Source organism: Gordonia terrae (genome assembly GCF_001698225.1).
Lineage (GTDB): Bacteria > Actinomycetota > Actinomycetes > Mycobacteriales > Mycobacteriaceae > Gordonia > Gordonia terrae.
This window is the reverse complement of the sequence record NZ_CP016594.1, coordinates 2,221,101-2,239,233: the sequence shown is the minus strand read 5'-3', so window position 1 is coordinate 2,239,233 and position 18,133 is coordinate 2,221,101. Positions and strand designations below refer to the sequence as shown.

The window sequence follows — 18,133 nt, the reverse complement described above, 5'->3', positions numbered from 1 at the left end:
GGCCTGCTGACGATTGGTTGGTCGCGTCACCCCTCCAGTGTGTCACGACCCGCGACGCGGAATCAGTCGGCGTCGCGTGAACCGGCCCCGTCCGGGGTTGCCGCGCGGGCACCGTCGGGACGAACGACGGGCGCGAGTGCGACGGCGAGTGCGAGCGCCACCACCGCGGCGAGCAGTCCGGTGTTCAGCGAGGTCCGGCTGCTGATGAAGCCGACGACCGCGGGGCCGGCGAGCATGCCGAGGTATCCGCATCCGACGACCGCGGAGATCGTCCGACCGCTCGACTCACCCGACAGATTGCCCGCCGCGGTGAAGATCTGCGGGATCAGGCCCGCCAGGCCGAGCCCGAACACGCCCCACCCGACGATCGCGAGCGCGGGTACGGGCGAGAGCACCGCGATCACGATGCCGGCGGTGCCGAGCAGACCGCCGTAGCGAACGACGGCCACCGGGCCCACCGACGCGACCACCGGGTCGATCACGAACCGCGTCACGGTCATCGTCGCGCTGAATGCGCCGAACGCGATGGCGCCGACCGCCTCGGCGGAGCCGAAGGTCTCCACCACGTGCAGTGCACTCCAGTCGTAGGCGGTTCCCTCGGCCAGCATCAGCGCGAAGGCGACCACCGCCAGGAGCACGAGGCGCCGCCGGTCCACGGTGTGCCACCACTTCGCGGACTCGGTGTCCGCGGTCCGACCGCCTCGTGCGCCCGTCTCGTCGGAGCCGACCTCGCGGCCGGCCAGTCCACGGGCGTTCCACGCGACGACGCCGACACCGGCCACCGCGGCGCAGGCTACCGTGAGGATGACTCCGACGTCGGCCCACAGCGTCGCGGCGACCACTCCGGATCCCACCAGGCTGCCCGCGGAGAAGAAGCCGTGGAACGACGACATGATGGGACGGCGGTAGGCCCGTTCCACCACGACTGCCTGCGCGTTCATCGACACATCGAGACAACCGTTGGCGAAGCCGAAGGCGACGAGTGCGGCGGCGAGGGTCAGTGCGTCGACGGCGAGCACCGGCGCGATGATCACCGCCGACAGCAACACGGCGGCCCCGATGGTCACCGGGCGGGAACCCCGACGGTCGATCAGGCGGCCGCAGACCTGCATGCCCACGAACGCCGAGGCGCCGAGCAGCAGGAGCAGCCCGCCGAGTTGATCGTGGCCGACTCCGGTGTGCTCGCTGATGACCGGGATGTGCGCCACCCACATCGCCGCGAGGAACCCGTTGAGCGCAAAGATCGCCCCGACGCTGCGGCGTGACCGGCGTAGCGTCGGGGCGATCGAAGGTGCGGTCGGGGCGGTCAGGCTGTGGCCTGCCTCGGTGCGCGATCGGTGGACAGCTCGGCGAGATGGCCGTTTCGGCGCGCCCACCACTCGAACACGATCGTGCCGAACGGCGGCAGGCTCGACACCAGCGCGAGCAGGGTCACGATCGGGATCCCGATCCGGCGCGAGCCCACAGGCAGCTCCCACTTCACGGAGTTCCACTTGAGCTGGACAGCCGTGACGAGGGCGACGACCACGAAGAGCACGAAGACGATCCCGTGGATCATTCCCGGCTTGGCGATCGCCTCGTCGTCGTCGTTCACCCGCTTGACGACCATGGCGACCAGCAGTATCGCCCAGGTGATCGCCTCGGCGACGGCGACGAACCGGAAGCGCTTGGCGGGTGTGGTCAGGTCGAAGAATGACAGCATGGCCCTCATTGTGCCGAATCGGACAGAAAACTACTACAAGGTGTCGTAGACGTCTCGTTCCTCACGCCTTCGGAACCCGGATGATCAGGGCGTCGCCCTGGCCGCCGGCTCCGCACAGCGCAGCCGCCCCGACACCACCGCCGCGTCGCTTCAGCTCGAGCGCCACATGCAGCGCGATCCGCGCGCCGGAGGTGCCGATCGGGTGCCCGACCGCGATCGCGCCGCCGTTGACGTTGACGATCTCGGGGTCGATGCCGAGTTGCTTGGTCGAGGAGAGTCCGACGGCCGCGAACGCCTCGTTGATCTCGATGAGGTCGAGGTCCGCCGGCGCGATGCCCTCGCGGTCACAGGCCTTGACGATGGCGTTGGCCGGCTGCGCCTGCAGGCTCGAGTCCGGTCCGGCGACGACCCCGTGGGCGCCGATCTCGGCCAGCCACGTGACACCGAGCTCCTCGGCCTTGGCCTTGCTCATCACGACCACGGCGGCCGCGCCGTCCGAGATCTGCGACGAGTTGCCCGCGGTGATGGTGCCGTCCTTGCGGAAGGCCGGCCGCAGGCCGGACAGCGACTCGGTGGTCGTGTTGGCCCGGATGCCCTCGTCCTCGGCGAACTCGATCGGGTCGCCCTTGCGCTGCGGGATGGACACCGGGACGACCTCGTCGTCGAAGACACCGTTCTTCCATGCGGCGGCGGCGAGCCGGTGGCTGCGCGCGGCGAACTCGTCCTGCTGCTCACGGGTGAAGCCGTCGGCGTCGTTGCCCTGCTCGGTCAGCGCCCCCATCGGCTGATCGGTGAAGGCGTCGAACAGTCCGTCGAAGGCCATGTGGTCGACGAGTTCGGTGTTGCCGTACTTGAAGCCGCCGCGGCTGTTGGGCAGGAGGTGCGGTGCCTGCGTCATCGACTCCTGGCCACCGGCGACGACGACGTCGAACTCCCCGGCCCGGATGAGCTGATCGGCCAGCGCGATCGCGTCGACGCCCGACAGGCACATCTTGTTGATGGTCAGGGTCGGGACGTCCCAGCCGATGCCCGCCTTGATCGCCGCCTGGCGAGCAGGCATCTGACCGGCCCCCGCGGTCAGCACCTGGCCCATGATCACGTACTGGACCTCCGAGGCGGGTACGCCGGACCGCTCCAGCGCGCCCTTGATGGCGACTGCGCCGAGGTCCACTCCGCTGAAGTCCTTCAGCGAGCCCAGCAGGCGGCCGAAGGGTGTGCGTGCACCGGCGACGATGACCGTTGTCGTGTCGGCAGTCGAAGTCATGAAGGAACCTCCGGGGGTGTCGAAAAGGGGGCCAACCGAGCGCCCGCTCTGTGCGCTCAACACCTCAACGCTACCGTTGTCCCATGTCTTCCTCTGCAACGGACCCCAGCACCACCGCACTGATCTCCGACCTGATCATCGCCATCGATCACGTCGGCATCGCCGTCCCCGATCTCGAGGCCGCCAAGGAGTGGTACGCCACCCACCTCGGGTTCGAGACGCTGCACCAGGAGACGAATGCCGAACAGGGTGTCGAAGAGGCCATGGTCGGGCCGGCCGGCGGCACCGGCGCGGTGATCCAGTTGCTCGCGCCGCTCGACGAGTCCTCGACGATCGCCAAGTTCATCGACCGGAACGGCCCGGGTCTGCAGCAGCTCGCCGTGCGCGTCACCGACGTCGACGCGGTGACGGCGCGGCTCACCGAAGCCGGCGTCCGGGTCCTCTACCCGGCAGCCAAGCGAGGCACCGCCGACTCGCGGATCAACTTCGTCCACCCCAAGGACGCCGGTGGCGTCCTGCTCGAACTCGTGGAGCCCGCCGCCACCGCGCACTGATATCCCGCAACGGTCGAAAACCGTTGCGTCACTGACCGACTCACCGTGCCGAGCCGGTCGGGCCCGCCGGCGGCCCGACCCGCTCGGCACGTCCGCGTGCGGCGTCGCCGAGGCCGGGGAGATCCCGCGCGCTCTCCGATACACTGGCCGCCATGCCAGGTCCCGCACGGCAATTGCCCTTCGCGATCGTGATGCGCGGTTATGACCGTGAGCAGGTCGCCGACCACCTCCAGCGGCTCGACGCCGATCTGCGCGTCCTCGCCGCGGATCGCGACGCCGCCACCGCCAACGCGCACGAACTCGCCGCGCATCTCGAGGACGCCCGCGACGAGATCGCCGAGCTCCGTCGCGAGGTCGACAAGCTCTCGGTCCCGCCGACCACCGCGCAGGGCATGAGCGAGCGACTGTCCCGGATGCTGCAGCTGGCATCCGACGAGGCGTCGGAGATGCGCGCCGAGGCCTCGGCCGAGGCCGCCGAGACGCTGTCCATCGCCCGCCAGGAGGCCGCCGACATGCGGTCTTCCGCCGCGACCGACGCCGAGCGTGTCCGGGGCGAGGCCCGCACCGCCGCGAAGAAGCTGGTCGACGAGGCCGCCGCCCGGGCCCGGCAGGTCAAGGAGACCGCGGCCGCCAACGAGTCGGAGTCCGCGCGCCTCATCGCCGAGCGCTCCGCCGCGATGGAGGCCGAACACAGCAAGACGATGCAGGCCGCCAAGGACGAGGCCCGTCGACTCGTGGAGAAGGCGAAGGCCGACGTCGCCGAGATGGAGGCGGTCAGTGCCGCCGAACGCAGGGCCGAGCGGGAACGCCACGACGCCGAACTGGCCGACCAGCGCGAACGCGCTCTCGACGAGGCGGCTCACATCCGGCAGACCGCACTGGACATCGCGACGGAGCGGCTCGACCGGTCACGCGAACTCGCCCAGGCGGCCGATCGCACCCGTCAGGACATCGCCGCGAACCTCGGACATCTCCGCGACAAACTGGCCGAGCTCCCGGAACTGCTGGCCCAGCCGGACGATTCCGAGTACTCCGTGCTGTCCGACTCCGACGACCTCGAGCTCCTCAACCGCAAACTGTCGCCCGAGGCGCGGTCGCCCGAGGTGCGATCCAACGCCTGACTGGAGGACTGTCCGCTGGTCGAGCTTGTCCCCTCCGCTGGTTGAGCTTGTCGAAGCCCTCAGAAGAGCCGGAACTCCGTACTCTCCGCTCCGCGCAGTTCGTCGTAATCCAGCACCACACACCGGATTCCGCGGTCCTCGGCGAGCGTCCGGGCCTGCGGCTTGATCTGTTGCGCGGCAAAGACCCCGGCCACCGGGGCGAGCGTGGTGTCGCGGTTGAGCAGGTCGAGGTACCGCGTCAGCTGCTCGACGCCGTCGATCTCACCGCGTCGCTTGATCTCGACCGCCACCGTGGCACCCGACGCGTCCCGACACAGCAGGTCGACCGGCCCGATCGCGGTCATGTACTCGCGGCGGATGAGGGTGTGACCCGGACCGAGCGTCTCGACGTGCTCGGCGAGCAGTTCCTGCAGATGCGCCTCCACGCCGTCCTTGACGAGACCGGGGTCGACCCCGAGCTCGTGCTGCGAGTCGTGCTCGATCGACGCGATCGTGATGCGGAGTTCCTCACCGGCCTTGTTGGTGACGACCCAGTACGCCTGTGCCTGCGTGCCGTCAGGAACCTGCGCCTCGGTGAGCCAGCACGGCGGACTCATCCAGTTCAGCGGCTTGTAGGCCCGGTCGTCGGCGTGCACGCTCACCGACCCGTCCGACTTGATCAACAGCAACCGTCGAGCCATGGGCAGATGAGCGGTCAGCCGCCCCACGTAATCGACCTGACACTCCGCGATGACGAGACGCACGTGCCCACCCTAGGCCATCCGGACGAGGGTTTCGGTGACCCCCTGTCCGTCGGCCACGGGTCGCTGCTCACCGGTCGTAATAGTGCTTGAGCAAGAACGTCTCGGCGTCGGTGATCGCGTCGCCCATGGTCGAGTGCACGTGCGGTAGCGCCGGATCGAAACCCTGGAGTTCTTGCGGCGCATCGAGATCGGGCAACGCCGTGTCGTTGCGGTGGCGGTCCACACTGGCTCGCACCACCCCGTCGGGGTCGACGAGCATCGCCCGTCGACCGGTCTGGTCTAGCCGCCGCTTCATGCTCAGGACCATGGTGCGGGCGACGGCGTCGATCACCCCGATCCGCGAGATCTCGACGATCACCACGGTGTACTGGTTCATGTCGGCTTCCAGACGGCGATGCACGCTCTCGGCTCCGGCGAAAGTCAGATCACCCTGGAGTTCGTATACCCGTATGGTGTCGCGGCAGGTCCGCAGATAGCTGCGCTCCCGCTCGCTCCACTCCGCTCCCACGGATGTGTCCGAGAGGTCGTAGACCGACCGGATTGTCACCCGGCTCTCCCTGGTCACGTTGAACATGTGCAGTCCAAGATCCTTCGACAACGAACGGCACACCTGGACTCCGCGGACGCTGTTGCCGTGCTCGTCGAGGCGGGGTGAGTACACCCCGATGCCGAGCTGGCCCGGCAGGACCGCGAGGATGCCGCCGCCGACGCCGCTCTTGGCCGGCAGGCCGACCGTGGTGACCCAGTCACCCGCACCGTCGTACATGCCGCAGGTGGTCATGACACTGAGAAGGCGTTGCGCCGTCTCACCGGAGAACACCGAACGGCCGGTACGCGGGTTCACCCCACCGTTGGCGATGGTGGCTCCGATTCCGGCGAGATCGTCGGTGGTCACGCGAATCGAGCACTGCCGGTAGTACAGGTCGAGCGCGGCGTCGGGACTGGTCTCGAGCGCCCCGAAGCTGTCGAGCATGTAGGCGATCGCCCGGTTGCGCGATCCGGTGGCCGACTCCGAGGCATAGACGTCCTCGTCCATCGTCAGTCGTCGACCGGCACACCCGGAGTAGAACTCGAGCACCTCGGCGAACGCCGCCGCCACCGCGGCCTCGTCGACGGTGTCCATCGGCGGCAACAGCATCGACGCCGCGAAGATCGCGCCGGCGTTGATCATCGGATTCTTCGGCCGGCGCCGGTCGTCGACGCTGATCTCGTTGAACGCCTCCCCCGACGGTTCGACGCCGATTTTCGCGTCCACTGCGACCGCACCGTGCTTCTGCAACGCCATCGCGTACGTGAGCGGCTTCGACACCGACTGGATGGTGAACGCCGTGGCCGTGTCGCCGTGCGAGTAGGTGTGTCCATCGTGCACACAGAGGGACAGCGCATACCCGTTCGGGTCCACCGCAGACAGTTCCGGGATGTAGTCCGCCACCGCACCCCCATGATCCGATCGGCACTCGTTCATGATGTGGCTGAAATATCCGTCGACGAGGGACTCCATGCCCTCCATCTAAGCGTGTCCCGTGCCACCCCGACACCGCGACGGATCTCCGCCGCGTCGGGTACACCCCGGGGCTCCACACGATGACTAGGCTGGCGATGACCGGGGACCGAGACACCGACGCTGGGAGTACCCATGAAGTTGCTCGTCGCATACATCGCGACCTCGGGAGGCGACGACGCGGTCGCTCTGGGTGCCTGCCTTGCGCGCACCTTCGACGCCGAACTCGAACTCTGCATCGTCATCCCACCGGAGCCGGAGAGCACCGACCCGTCCGAACAGGTGTCGGTGGAACGGCTCTCCGACGCCCTGGACAGCGCTGCCCGACGCTGGCTCGACGCGGCCGCAGCCAAACTCCCCGACGACATCGAGACCACCACGACGATCGCCGAACATGCCAATCCGGGTGAGGGACTGATCGTGCAGGCCCGACGGACCTCGGCAGACATGCTGGTGATCGGCGGCGCAGGCGGCGGCATCCGCGGACGACACACGCTCGGGACCGTCGTGAACGACATCCTGCACTCGGCACCCGTCCCGGTCGCGGTGGCGCCACCGGGATTCGCTCACCTCGGCGCCGACGAGGTCCGGGAGATCTCGGTTGCGATCGGCAGTCGACCCGGAACCCAGCTGCTGTTCCAGACCGCCCTTCGCAGCGGCGTCCGTGCCCAACGGCCGATCCGCTTGATCTCGCTGGTGGCCGTCGACGACGTGCAACCGTGGCGCACCGAACCCGAGGAACGCGCACTCGACTCCGCTCGGGAACACGCACGACGCAGTCTCGAGGCGGCCAGAGAGCAGCTGCCACAGGACTTTCCGGTCAGCTCCGCGGTGGCCCAAGGATCAACGATCGAAGAAGCGGTCGGTTCGCTGGACTGGCAGGACGGTGACGTCGTGATGGTCGGGTCGAGCCGGCTCGCGGCGCCCAACACCTTGTTCCTCGGAACAACCGCGGCCAAGATCCTCCGGGCGGTGTCCGTGCCGATGATCGTGGTACCCAAGGGCACCGACTGAACCTGGACAATGATCCCGAAATGCGCTGTGGCCCCTCACGAATCGTGAGGGGCCACAGTGGGAAATTGTGTTCGGCGGTGTCCTACTCTCCCACACTGATTAGGGTGCAGTACCATTGGCGCTGGAGGGCTTAGCTTCCGGGTTCGGAATGGGGCCGGGCGTTTCCCCTCCGCTATAGCCGCCGTAACTTTGTGAAACACTTTTCACACAACAGTGTTTGTTTGTTGTGTGTTGTTTCAGAAGTACATAGTGGATGCGAACACCACCACAGTCACTTGTGTGGTGATGTTGTGGGTGTTGTTGGTAAGTCCTCGGCCGATTAGTACCAGTCACCTGAACACATTGCTGTGCGTACAGTTCTGGCCTATCAACCCCATGGTCTGTAGGGGGCCTTAACCCCGCTGAGGGGGTGAGAAACCTCATCTTGGAACAGGCTTCCCGCTTAGATGCTTTCAGCGGTTATCCCTTCCGAACGTAGCTAACCAGCAGTGCCCCTGGCGGGACAACTGGCACACCAGAGGTTCGTCCGTCCCGGTCCTCTCGTACTAGGGACAGGTTTCCTCAAGTTTCTTACGCGCGCGGCGGATAGAGACCGAACTGTCTCACGACGTTCTAAACCCAGCTCGCGTGCCGCTTTAATGGGCGAACAGCCCAACCCTTGGGACCTACTCCAGCCCCAGGATGCGACGAGCCGACATCGAGGTGCCAAACCATCCCGTCGATATGGACTCTTGGGGAAGATCAGCCTGTTATCCCCGGGGTACCTTTTATCCGTTGAGCGACACCGCTTCCACTTGCCGGTGCCGGATCACTAGTCCCGACTTTCGTCCCTGCTCGACATGTACGTCTCACAGTCAAGCTCCCTTGTGCACTTACACTCAACACCTGATTGCCAACCAGGCTGAGGGAACCTTTGGGCGCCTCCGTTACCTTTTAGGAGGCAACCGCCCCAGTTAAACTACCCACCAGGCACTGTCCCTGAACCCGATCAGGGTCCGAGGTTAGAAGTCCAATACGATCAGAGTGGTATTTCAACAACGACTCCATGAACACTGGCGTGCCCACTTCACAGTCTCCCACCTATCCTACACAAACCGAACCGAACACCAATACCAAGCTATAGTGAAGGTCCCGGGGTCTTTTCGTCCTGCCGCGCGTAACGAGCATCTTTACTCGTACTGCAATTTCGCCGAGTCTGTGGTTGAGACAGCAGAGAAGTCGTTACGCCATTCGTGCAGGTCGGAACTTACCCGACAAGGAATTTCGCTACCTTAGGATGGTTATAGTTACCACCGCCGTTTACTGGGGCTTAAATTCTCAGCTTCGCCACCGAAGTGACTAACCGGTCCTCTTAACCTTCCAGCACCGGGCAGGCGTCAGTCCGTATACATCGTCTTACGACTTCGCACGGACCTGTGTTTTTAGTAAACAGTCGCTTCTCTCTGGTCTCTGCGACCCACACCAGCTCAAGCAGTACATGCCGTCACCAGGATGGGTCCCCCTTCTCCCGAAGTTACGGGGGCATTTTGCCGAGTTCCTTAACCACAGTTCTCTCGATCGCCTTAGTATTCTCTACCTGACCACCTGTGTTGGTTTGGGGTACGGGCCGTGTACCAACTCACTAGAGGCTTTTCTCGGCAGCATAGGATCATGGAATTCACCTCAACGGCTACGCATCACCTCTCAGGCTGTATGAGTGACGGATTTGCCTATCACTCGCCCTACAGGCTTACACCAGTACAACCACTGACTGGCCCCACTACCTTCCTGCGTCACCCCATCGCTTGCCTACTACCAGCCAAGGTCCCATGCATCACCCCAACTCGGCACCCGAAGGTGCTCCCGGGGGATCAGGATGGTTAGTACAACTGATTCAGCATGGGCGCGGATACACGGGTACGGGAATATCAACCCGTTGTCCATCGACTACGCCTGTCGGCCTCGCCTTAGGTCCCGACTCACCCTGGGCGGATTAGCCTGGCCCAGGAACCCTTGGTCATTCGGCGGCAGAGTTTCTCACTCTGCTTTCGCTACTCATGCCTGCATTCTCACTCCCACACCCTCCACACCTGGATCACTCCGGCGCTTCCACGGATGCAGGACGCTCCCCTACCCACCCACACACCTGGCCGACCCTCCATAGAAGATCGACGGGCTATATGTGAGTGCCGCGGCTTCGGCGGTGTACTTGAGCCCCGCTACATTGTCGGCGCAGGATCACTTGACCAGTGAGCTATTACGCACTCTTTCAAGGGTGGCTGCTTCTAAGCCAACCTCCTGGTTGTCTTCGCGACCCCACATCCTTTTCCACTTAGTACACGCTTAGGGGCCTTAGCCGGCGATCTGGGCTGTTTCCCTCTCGACTACGAACCTTATCGCCCGCAGTCTCACTGCCACACTCTCACTTACCGGCATTCGGAGTTTGGCTGACGTCAGTAACCCTGTGGGGCCCATCGGCCATCCAGTAGCTCTACCTCCAGTAAGAAACATGTGACGCTGCACCTAAATGCATTTCGGGGAGAACCAGCTATCACGGAGTTTGATTGGCCTTTCACCCCTACCCACAACTCATCCCCTCCATTTTCAACTGAAGTGGGTTCGGGCCTCCACGACGTCTTACCGACGCTTCACCCTGGCCATGGGTAGATCACTCCGCTTCGGGTCTAGACCCGGCGACTCACACGCCCTATTCAGACTCGCTTTCGCTACGGCTACCCCACACGGGTTAACCTCGCCACCGAGCACTAACTCGCAGGCTCATTCTTCAAAAGGCACGCCATCACCCGCCACAGTAAACTGTGCACAGGCTTTGACGGATTGTAAGCGTCCGGTTTCAGGTACTATTTCACTCCCCTCCCGGGGTACTTTTCACCTTTCCCTCACGGTACTTGTCCGCTATCGGTCACCAGGAAGTATTCAGGCTTACCGGGTGGTCCCGGCAGATTCACAGCAGATTCCACGAGCCCGCTGCTACTTGGGGACACCGTCACGCAAGACCATGTGTTTTCAGCTACCGGACTCTCACCGACTACGGCAGACCATTCCAGGCCACTTCACCTAACACACGATTTTCTCACTCACGCTTCCACAGGCAGATGGAAGAAGACGAACCCCACAACCCCACACGCACAACCCCTACCCGGTATCACATGCGCATGGTTTAGCCTCCTCCGCTTTCGCTCGCCACTACTCACGGAATCACAATTGTTTTCTCTTCCTATGGGTACTGAGATGTTTCACTTCCCCACGTTCCCCCCACACAGCCTATACATTCAGCTGGTGGTAACACGACATCACTCGTGCTGGGTTTCCCCATTCGGACACCCTCGGATCACAGCTCGTTTGACAACTCCCCGAGGACTATCGCGGCCTACCACGTCCTTCATCGGCTCCTGGTACCAAGGCATCCACCGAACGCCCTTACACACTTACAACAACACCTACAAACAACCCCCACACTACAACCCCACAACAGGGCCGCACCGCGAGGACCGAATGTAGACATCACACACTACAAATTCTGCTAAATCACAGACCAACAAAAAGTTGATTTGAAATAAAGATGCTCGCATCCACTATGCACTTCTCAAACAACACACACCGTTCCACCGCACACACCTCCGCATCCCATCACAGGACACCTCACCGGCATGATTGATCGAACAGCAAGGTCAGAGACAACACTCGCGTGTTCCCTCAGAACCCCGATAGCGTGACAATGAACCCGCCGGCCCTCACAGGCACGGCCGTAACCCCCGACCCTCCCACACGTGTGGAAGCGGTGAGTCTGTCTGATGTTTCACCCTCGAACACACACCCACCGCAACACAAACGGTCACGTAGAAGGTGTTGTTGTGTGCTCCTTAGAAAGGAGGTGATCCAGCCGCACCTTCCGGTACGGCTACCTTGTTACGACTTCGTCCCAATCGCCGATCCCACCTTCGACAGCTCCCTCCCACAAGGGGTTAGGCCACCGGCTTCGGGTGTTACCGACTTTCATGACGTGACGGGCGGTGTGTACAAGGCCCGGGAACGTATTCACCGCAGCGTTGCTGATCTGCGATTACTAGCGACTCCGACTTCATGGGGTCGAGTTGCAGACCCCAATCCGAACTGAGACTGGCTTTAAGGGATTCGCTCCACCTCACGGTATCGCAGCCCTCTGTACCAGCCATTGTAGCATGTGTGAAGCCCTGGACATAAGGGGCATGATGACTTGACGTCATCCCCACCTTCCTCCGAGTTGACCCCGGCAGTCTCCTGCAAGTCCCCGGCATAACCCGCTGGCAATACAGGACAAGGGTTGCGCTCGTTGCGGGACTTAACCCAACATCTCACGACACGAGCTGACGACAGCCATGCACCACCTGTACACCAACCACAAGGGAACGACTATCTCTAGCCGCGTCTGGTGTATGTCAAACCCAGGTAAGGTTCTTCGCGTTGCATCGAATTAATCCACATGCTCCGCCGCTTGTGCGGGCCCCCGTCAATTCCTTTGAGTTTTAGCCTTGCGGCCGTACTCCCCAGGCGGGGTACTTAATGCGTTAGCTACGGCACGGATCCCGTGAAAAGGAACCCACACCTAGTACCCACCGTTTACGGCGTGGACTACCAGGGTATCTAATCCTGTTCGCTACCCACGCTTTCGCTCCTCAGCGTCAGTTACTACCCAGAGACCCGCCTTCGCCACCGGTGTTCCTCCTGATATCTGCGCATTTCACCGCTACACCAGGAATTCCAGTCTCCCCTGTAGTACTCAAGTCTGCCCGTATCGCCTGCACGCCTGCAATTGAGTTGCAGAATTTCACAGACGACGCGACAAACCGCCTACGAGCTCTTTACGCCCAGTAATTCCGGACAACGCTCGCACCCTACGTATTACCGCGGCTGCTGGCACGTAGTTGGCCGGTGCTTCTTCTCCAGGTACCGTCACTCACGCTTCGTCCCTGGTGAAAGAGGTTTACAACCCGAAGGCCGTCATCCCTCACGCGGCGTCGCTGCATCAGGCTTGCGCCCATTGTGCAATATTCCCCACTGCTGCCTCCCGTAGGAGTCTGGGCCGTGTCTCAGTCCCAGTGTGGCCGATCACCCTCTCAGGTCGGCTACCCGTCGTCGCCTTGGTAGGCCATTACCCCACCAACAAGCTGATAGGCCGCGGGCCCATCCCACACCGCAAAAGCTTTCCACCAACCACCATGCGACAGTTGGTCATATCCGGTATTAGACCCAGTTTCCCAGGCTTATCCCAGAGTGCAGGGCAGATCACCCACGTGTTACTCACCCGTTCGCCACTCGAGTACCCAGCAAGCTGGGCCTTTCCGTTCGACTTGCATGTGTTAAGCACGCCGCCAGCGTTCGTCCTGAGCCAGGATCAAACTCTCCATGAAAAAACAGTGAAACAAAACCAACCCCCAAAAGAGCCGGCGTTTCAACACAAATCAGGAAAGCACAACCTGACCAAAATAAACCTAGCAAAATGTGACACCCCCACGGGATGGAAGCGCCACACAAAAAACAAACATCTACATCCACAAAAGATGCTCGATGCCATCACATTGGCATCAGACAATTCATCATCACACTATCGAGTTCTCAAAGAACACACACCCACCAGCTACCCACCCCGTCACAGGGCTCTCACCAGCAGACTTGCATGTCAACCAACCAAGCCACCCCGTCTCCGGGGCAACTCTTCCAGCCTACCAGACCCAAACCGCAGTCCGCAACTCCGAAAAAGTTCGGACTCAAGGAACCTGGCAACCCTCACCATCCTACCCGAGACACAAACAGTCCCAACCAGAACAAACAAGGGGCGGCCAACGACAAACCCGGTCTCCACTCCCCGCCATCAGACCCTCTCAGGCCCTCCTGGGCGGCGCCGTGGCTCGCTGACTTGAAGAAAGTTACGCAACGGGATCGCCGGGGTCAAATCGCCTGTTCGCCGCCCGTCGTAGTCGCCATCCGTGCAGGTCACAGCTCATCGATCGGCGTCGAAATGCACTGCCGCGCGGACAAACCGACGAATCACAGCGATGTGACGTGCGTCGCAAACCATCCTTTTGGTCAGGTCATCACCCCCGCTCGGGCAGTTATGCGCAGGTCAGGACGCTCTTACGGTCGACACATGACCGCGATCGATCTGGCAACGACCCCCACCACCACGTCTGCCGACGCGTCGCCGGCACTCCGACCCCCACCGCGTGTTCGCCGATCTCCGCTTGTCCCCTCGGGCTTCACACGTTGCGGTCTCCTCTCCTGGCGTAGGCAGGCAGGGATCCTGCACATCGCCCATCCCTTCGACGAACGCAGCATCTCCGATGCGGTGGTGGTCGACGGACTCGTGGCTCTCGTCGAAGCCGGGCTGCTGGCCGGCCAGGAGCAGTTCGAGTCGGCGGCGATGGGCATCATCCGCACCTCGGCGGCCACGTCCGACGATGCCTGGTCGGCCTTCTACGACAACTCGCTGCGCGAACTGCGGACGGGCGCATCGGCATTCGCGCCAGTGCACGAGCGTGCGCGCAGGCTCATCTCCGGCCGGACCGTCCTCGAGGTCGGATCGTGCTTCGGCTTCTTCGCCCTCGCGTGCGCCGTGGACGGCCTCCGGGTCTCCGCCTGCGACATCTCACCCGGAGCGGTGTCGCTGCTCTCCCGCGCTGCGCGCCGGCGCGGTCTGCCCGTCGCCGCGTCGGTCGGGAACGCGACCGCCCTCCCCTACGCCGACGAGTCGGCCGACACCGTCACCCTCATCCATCTACTCGAGCACCTCGACCCTGCAGGCGCGCACACCGCGATCGGCGAAGCGCTGCGGGTCGCCCGCCGACGCGTGATCATCGGTGTGCCGTTCGAGGACGAACCGAGTCCGCACTTCGGCCACCTGGTCCGACTCACCGAAGACGACCTGTACGACTGGGCACGCGCGGTCCCGCACGCCGAGGCCGAGGTCGTTCTCGATCACGGCGGCTGGCTCGTCCTCACCCCCGCACACTGACCCCGAACGGGGCACCGCCTCAGATCAGCCCGCGCTTGCTGGCGATGTACACCGCATCGGTCCGCTTGGACACACCGAGCTTGCGAATGATGTTGCGGATGTGGAACTTCACGGTCGACTCCGAGATGTAGAGCGTCTCGCCGATCCGCTTGTTGGACAGTCCGTCGGCGAGCAGCCGGAGCACCTCACGCTCCCGGTCACTGAGTGCCTCGGACGGCTCGTTCTCACCTGACACCGCACGCAACACGACTGCCGCGCTGCGTGGGTCGAACGCGCTGCCGCCGCCGGACACGGCCTGGATCGCGCGCACGAGTTCGGTCGTGTCGACGTCCTTGACCACGTACCCCCGGGCTCCCGCCCGCACGGCGCGCACCACCAGGTCATCGTCGAGGAACGTCGTGAGCACCAACGCCGCGACCTCCGGGTGGCGCTGCGCGATCTCCTTGATGAGACGCAGGCCCTCGTACTCGGTGCCGGCGGACAGCTTGAGGTCGACGACCACGACATCGGGACGGTGCGCGTTCACCTCGGCGAGCGCGGCGTCGGCCGAACCCGCCTCCCCGACCACGTCGACCACGTCTTCGCGCTCCAGCAGCGACCGCATGCCCTGGCGCAGCAGAGCGTGGTCGTCGACGAGCAGTGTGCGGATGGGACGTCTGATGGCGTTGTCGCTCACCCGAACTCCTTTGTTCCGAGCCGACCGTCGGCGCTGGCGGTGCTCACCGTGTCGAACGGGAGGGTTGCGGCGACCCGGATCCCGCCGATGCGCGACCGGCGGATCCGGAGCTCGCCCCCGAGTTCGGCGGCGCGATACGACATGTTCGCGAGGCCGCGGTGCCGACCGGCCGTGAGATCGCCGAGCGACGCGGTGCGCATCACCCGGCGCAGATGCTCGGGGTCGCCGACGCCGTCGTCGTCGACCGACAGTCCGACGGTGCCCGCCGAATAGGTGAGCGTCACGGTGACCTGGTGGGCGCGGGCATGGACGGCGGCGTTGAACAGCGCCTCGCCGGCGATCCGCAGGAGGGCGTGCTGCACCTCGTCGGCGAGCTCACGCGACCGGCCCCGAACGTGGACGGCCGTCCGCAGGTCCGGGGGCATGTGCAGCGAGCACAGTTCGGTCAGGACGTCGCGGACACTCGGCGACGGTGCGTTCGTCGCGTTGTTGAGCGCGTAGATGAACGACCGCAACTGTTCGACGGCCTCCTTTGTCAGCCGGCCGGCCATCTCCAGGCGATCGAGCGCGGGGCCCTCGACGAGGTCGCGGCACAGTTCGATCTGTACGCCTGCCGACAGCACCGACTGGGTCACCGAGTCGTGGAGTTCCCGGGCGATCCGGGCGCGCTCCTCGTTGAGCACGGTCGCCCGCATCGCGGCCGACAGCTCCCGCTGGGTGCGCTCCAGTTCGGTGTTGCGCTTCGCCAGTTCCGTTGCGTGGCGGTCGGTCTCGGAGAACAGCTCGGCGTTGAGCAATGCGACGATCGCCTGGCTGGCCAGGATGCGCAGGACGACCAGGTCGGTGGGGTCGACCAGTCGACCGACCGGTGTCCAGGCCGACAGTCCCCCGACGACGCTGCCATCGAGTTCGACCGGCACGTGAACGTGGTCTTCCTGCAGGATCGCGCCGTGCAGGACGGTCTCGTGTCCGCGCAGGATGTCGTTGAGCCGGTTCAGTACCTCGTCGGGCAGGTCGTCGGGCGCGGCGGCCCGTTCGGATCCTTCGAAGGCGTAGAGCCGGCCGCTGCCCGCGCTGATGAGGTGACGCGGGGCGGATTGTTCCAGCCGCCCGTCCGCGAGCGCGAAGACGACCCAGTCCGCGCCGAGGTGGTCGCGGGCTGCCTCGACCACCGCGATGACCAGCGCTTCGGGGCCTTCGGCTGTGCGGACGAGAGCGCGCGAGATCCGCTCGAGCGCACCGACCACGCGGCTCAGCCGCGCCTCGACGCCGCGAAGCGCCGCGTAGTGACTCCCCTTGACACTGCGGAGTCCGACCAGGCTGTCGAGGTCGGCCTGTTCCGGAAGAGCGCTCCGCTCGGGTGACGGACCGGTCATCAGAGCGCTTCGGCGTAGAGGTCCCGGATGCCCGCGGCCTGCGGTCGCCGCGGGTTGGTGGTCATGCACGAATCGGCCAGCGCGTGGGTGGTGAGGCGGTCGAGGTCGGTGGTGCGCACGCCCAGCGGTTCGAGCGATGCCGGCATGCCCACCCGGGCGCCGAGCGCGGCGACGGCGTCGGCGAGCCGGTCGGCGACGGTCCGGGCGTCGCCGGAGGTCTCGACCCCGATGGCGTCGGCCAGGTCGACGAATCCGTCCGCACACACGTGGGCGTTGTACCGGATCACGTGCGGCAGCAGGACGGCGTTGATCGCACCGTGCGGGGCGTCGCAGTGCCCGCCGACGGGGTGACTCATCGCGTGGGTCGCGCCGAGGATCGCGTTGGTGAACGCCATCCCGGCACGCAGCGCGGCCAGCGACATCTCCTCGGCCGCCACTGCGTCCCGCGGGTCGTCGACGAGCCGCTCGAGATGCGTCCACACCCCGCGGATCGATTCCAGCGCAAGCGAATCCGTGAGACGTCCATGCGCGAGCGAGACATAGGCCTCGACGCAGTGGGTCAGCACGTCCATCCCGACCTGAGCGGTGACCTCGGCCGGGGCCGTCATCAGCAGGGTCGGGTCGCTCACCGTCACGTCCGGTACGAGCGACCGCCCGATGATGGTCACCTTCGTGCGCCGCTCGGCGTCGTTGATGATGCAGAACTGGGAGACGTCCGCGCCGCTGCCGGCCGTTGTCGGCACCGCGATGAGCGGCGGGAGTGGGCGCCGGGCGCGGTCGATTCCCTCGTATTCGAGGATGTGACCCCCGTTGGCGGCCAGCACGGCCACCCCTTTGGCGGCGTCGATCACCGAGCCTCCGCCCAGGGCGACGAGTCCGTCGGCGTCGTGCGCCTTGTACGCGAGAAACGCGGCCGCGACCTCGCCGGACCGTGGGTTGGGCGACACGTCCAGGTAGGACGCCGCATCGAGGCCGCCGGCCCGCAGCCCGGCGATCAGCTGCGCGTACCAGGGTGTGCGTTCCAGACAGCGGTCGCTGACCACGAACGGCCGGCGCATCCCGAGTCCCGCCGTCGCGACCGGCACCTCCCCGAACGCGCCCGGCCCCAGGACGATCTCCGGCGTGTGGAACTTGGCGACCTGGCCCGATGTCCGCCGGCGCGCATCACCCAGCATCCGACCTGCCTCTCGT

General features: G+C 64.8%; 12 protein-coding genes and 3 rRNA genes. 4 read left to right on the top strand and 11 right to left on the bottom strand.

Annotated elements, in window-relative coordinates; all coding sequences use genetic code 11:
- Positions 1–62: 62 nt before the first annotated feature.
- The 3 genes from BCM27_RS10135 to BCM27_RS10125 all read right to left on the bottom strand — a co-directional run bounded on the left by BCM27_RS10135 (position 63) and on the right by BCM27_RS10125 (position 2,966).
- Positions 63–1,214, bottom strand: coding sequence for an MFS transporter (locus BCM27_RS10135; RefSeq protein ID WP_004019514.1), 1,152 nt, complete (start codon positions 1,212–1,214; stop codon positions 63–65).
- 92 nt (positions 1,215–1,306) lie between these two features.
- Positions 1,307–1,702: a DUF3817 domain-containing protein gene (locus BCM27_RS10130; RefSeq protein WP_004019513.1), complete on the bottom strand. Its 396-nt coding sequence runs from the start codon at positions 1,700–1,702 to the stop codon at positions 1,307–1,309.
- 61 nt (positions 1,703–1,763) lie between these two features.
- Positions 1,764–2,966, bottom strand: coding sequence for an acetyl-CoA C-acetyltransferase (locus tag BCM27_RS10125; protein WP_004019512.1), 1,203 nt, complete (start codon positions 2,964–2,966; stop codon positions 1,764–1,766).
- Between the two features lie 83 nt (positions 2,967–3,049).
- Between BCM27_RS10125 and mce the strand changes: the two genes are divergently transcribed.
- Both mce and BCM27_RS10115 read left to right on the top strand, forming a co-directional pair.
- A complete protein-coding gene (gene mce / locus BCM27_RS10120) occupies positions 3,050–3,520 on the top strand; it encodes a methylmalonyl-CoA epimerase (protein ID WP_004019511.1) in 471 nt (156 codons plus the stop codon).
- Positions 3,521–3,672: 152 nt separating this feature from the next.
- Positions 3,673–4,641 (top strand): coiled-coil domain-containing protein, encoded by a 969-nt coding sequence (locus BCM27_RS10115; RefSeq protein WP_004019510.1) that lies wholly within the window; start codon positions 3,673–3,675, stop codon positions 4,639–4,641.
- A gap of 59 nt (positions 4,642–4,700) precedes the next feature.
- Here BCM27_RS10115 and nucS read toward each other — a convergent pair whose 3' ends face one another.
- Both nucS and glsA read right to left on the bottom strand, forming a co-directional pair.
- Positions 4,701–5,384 (bottom strand): endonuclease NucS, encoded by a 684-nt coding sequence (gene nucS / locus BCM27_RS10110; protein WP_004019507.1) that lies wholly within the window; start codon positions 5,382–5,384, stop codon positions 4,701–4,703.
- Between the two features lie 67 nt (positions 5,385–5,451).
- Complete coding sequence (glsA, locus tag BCM27_RS10105; protein WP_033203575.1) at positions 5,452–6,885, bottom strand: glutaminase A; 1,434 nt, start codon at positions 6,883–6,885, stop codon at positions 5,452–5,454.
- 135 nt (positions 6,886–7,020) lie between these two features.
- Here glsA and BCM27_RS10100 point away from each other — a divergent pair, with 135 nt between their 5' ends.
- On the top strand, positions 7,021–7,899 hold the full coding sequence (locus tag BCM27_RS10100) for a universal stress protein (protein ID WP_004019505.1): 879 nt from the start codon (positions 7,021–7,023) through the stop codon (positions 7,897–7,899).
- A 69-nt stretch (positions 7,900–7,968) separates the two neighbouring features.
- On the opposite strand, the gene rrf is transcribed toward BCM27_RS10100, so the two are convergent.
- The 3 genes from rrf to BCM27_RS10085 form a co-directional block, all read right to left on the bottom strand.
- Positions 7,969–8,085: ribosomal RNA gene (rrf, locus tag BCM27_RS10095) — 5S ribosomal RNA — on the bottom strand.
- 113 nt (positions 8,086–8,198) lie between these two features.
- Positions 8,199–11,333 (bottom strand): 23S ribosomal RNA (locus BCM27_RS10090).
- Positions 11,334–11,766: 433 nt separating this feature from the next.
- Positions 11,767–13,289 (bottom strand): 16S ribosomal RNA (locus tag BCM27_RS10085).
- The 16S, 23S and 5S rRNA genes sit together here, the layout of an rRNA operon.
- Positions 13,290–14,026: 737 nt before the next feature.
- Between BCM27_RS10085 and mftM the strand changes: the two genes are divergently transcribed.
- Entirely contained in the window at positions 14,027–14,890 is an 864-nt protein-coding gene (gene mftM / locus BCM27_RS10080) for a mycofactocin oligosaccharide methyltransferase MftM (RefSeq protein WP_004021268.1), read from the top strand.
- A 19-nt stretch (positions 14,891–14,909) separates the two neighbouring features.
- Here the strand turns inward: mftM and BCM27_RS10075 are convergent, their stop codons facing one another.
- The 3 genes from BCM27_RS10075 to BCM27_RS10065 are packed head-to-tail and all read right to left on the bottom strand — an operon-like array spanning position 14,910 to position 18,117.
- A complete protein-coding gene (locus tag BCM27_RS10075) occupies positions 14,910–15,566 on the bottom strand; it encodes a MadR family response regulator transcription factor (RefSeq protein ID WP_004021267.1) in 657 nt (218 codons plus the stop codon).
- Positions 15,563–16,942 carry a MadS family sensor histidine kinase gene (locus BCM27_RS10070; protein ID WP_004021266.1) on the bottom strand — a complete coding sequence of 460 codons (1,380 nt, stop codon included), beginning with the start codon at positions 16,940–16,942 and terminating at the stop codon, positions 15,563–15,565. The genes BCM27_RS10075 and BCM27_RS10070 overlap by 4 nt, the downstream gene beginning before the upstream one ends.
- Complete coding sequence (locus BCM27_RS10065; RefSeq protein WP_004021265.1) at positions 16,942–18,117, bottom strand: iron-containing alcohol dehydrogenase; 1,176 nt, start codon at positions 18,115–18,117, stop codon at positions 16,942–16,944. The genes BCM27_RS10070 and BCM27_RS10065 overlap by 1 nt, the downstream gene beginning before the upstream one ends.
- Between the last annotated feature and the right edge of the window lie 16 nt (positions 18,118–18,133).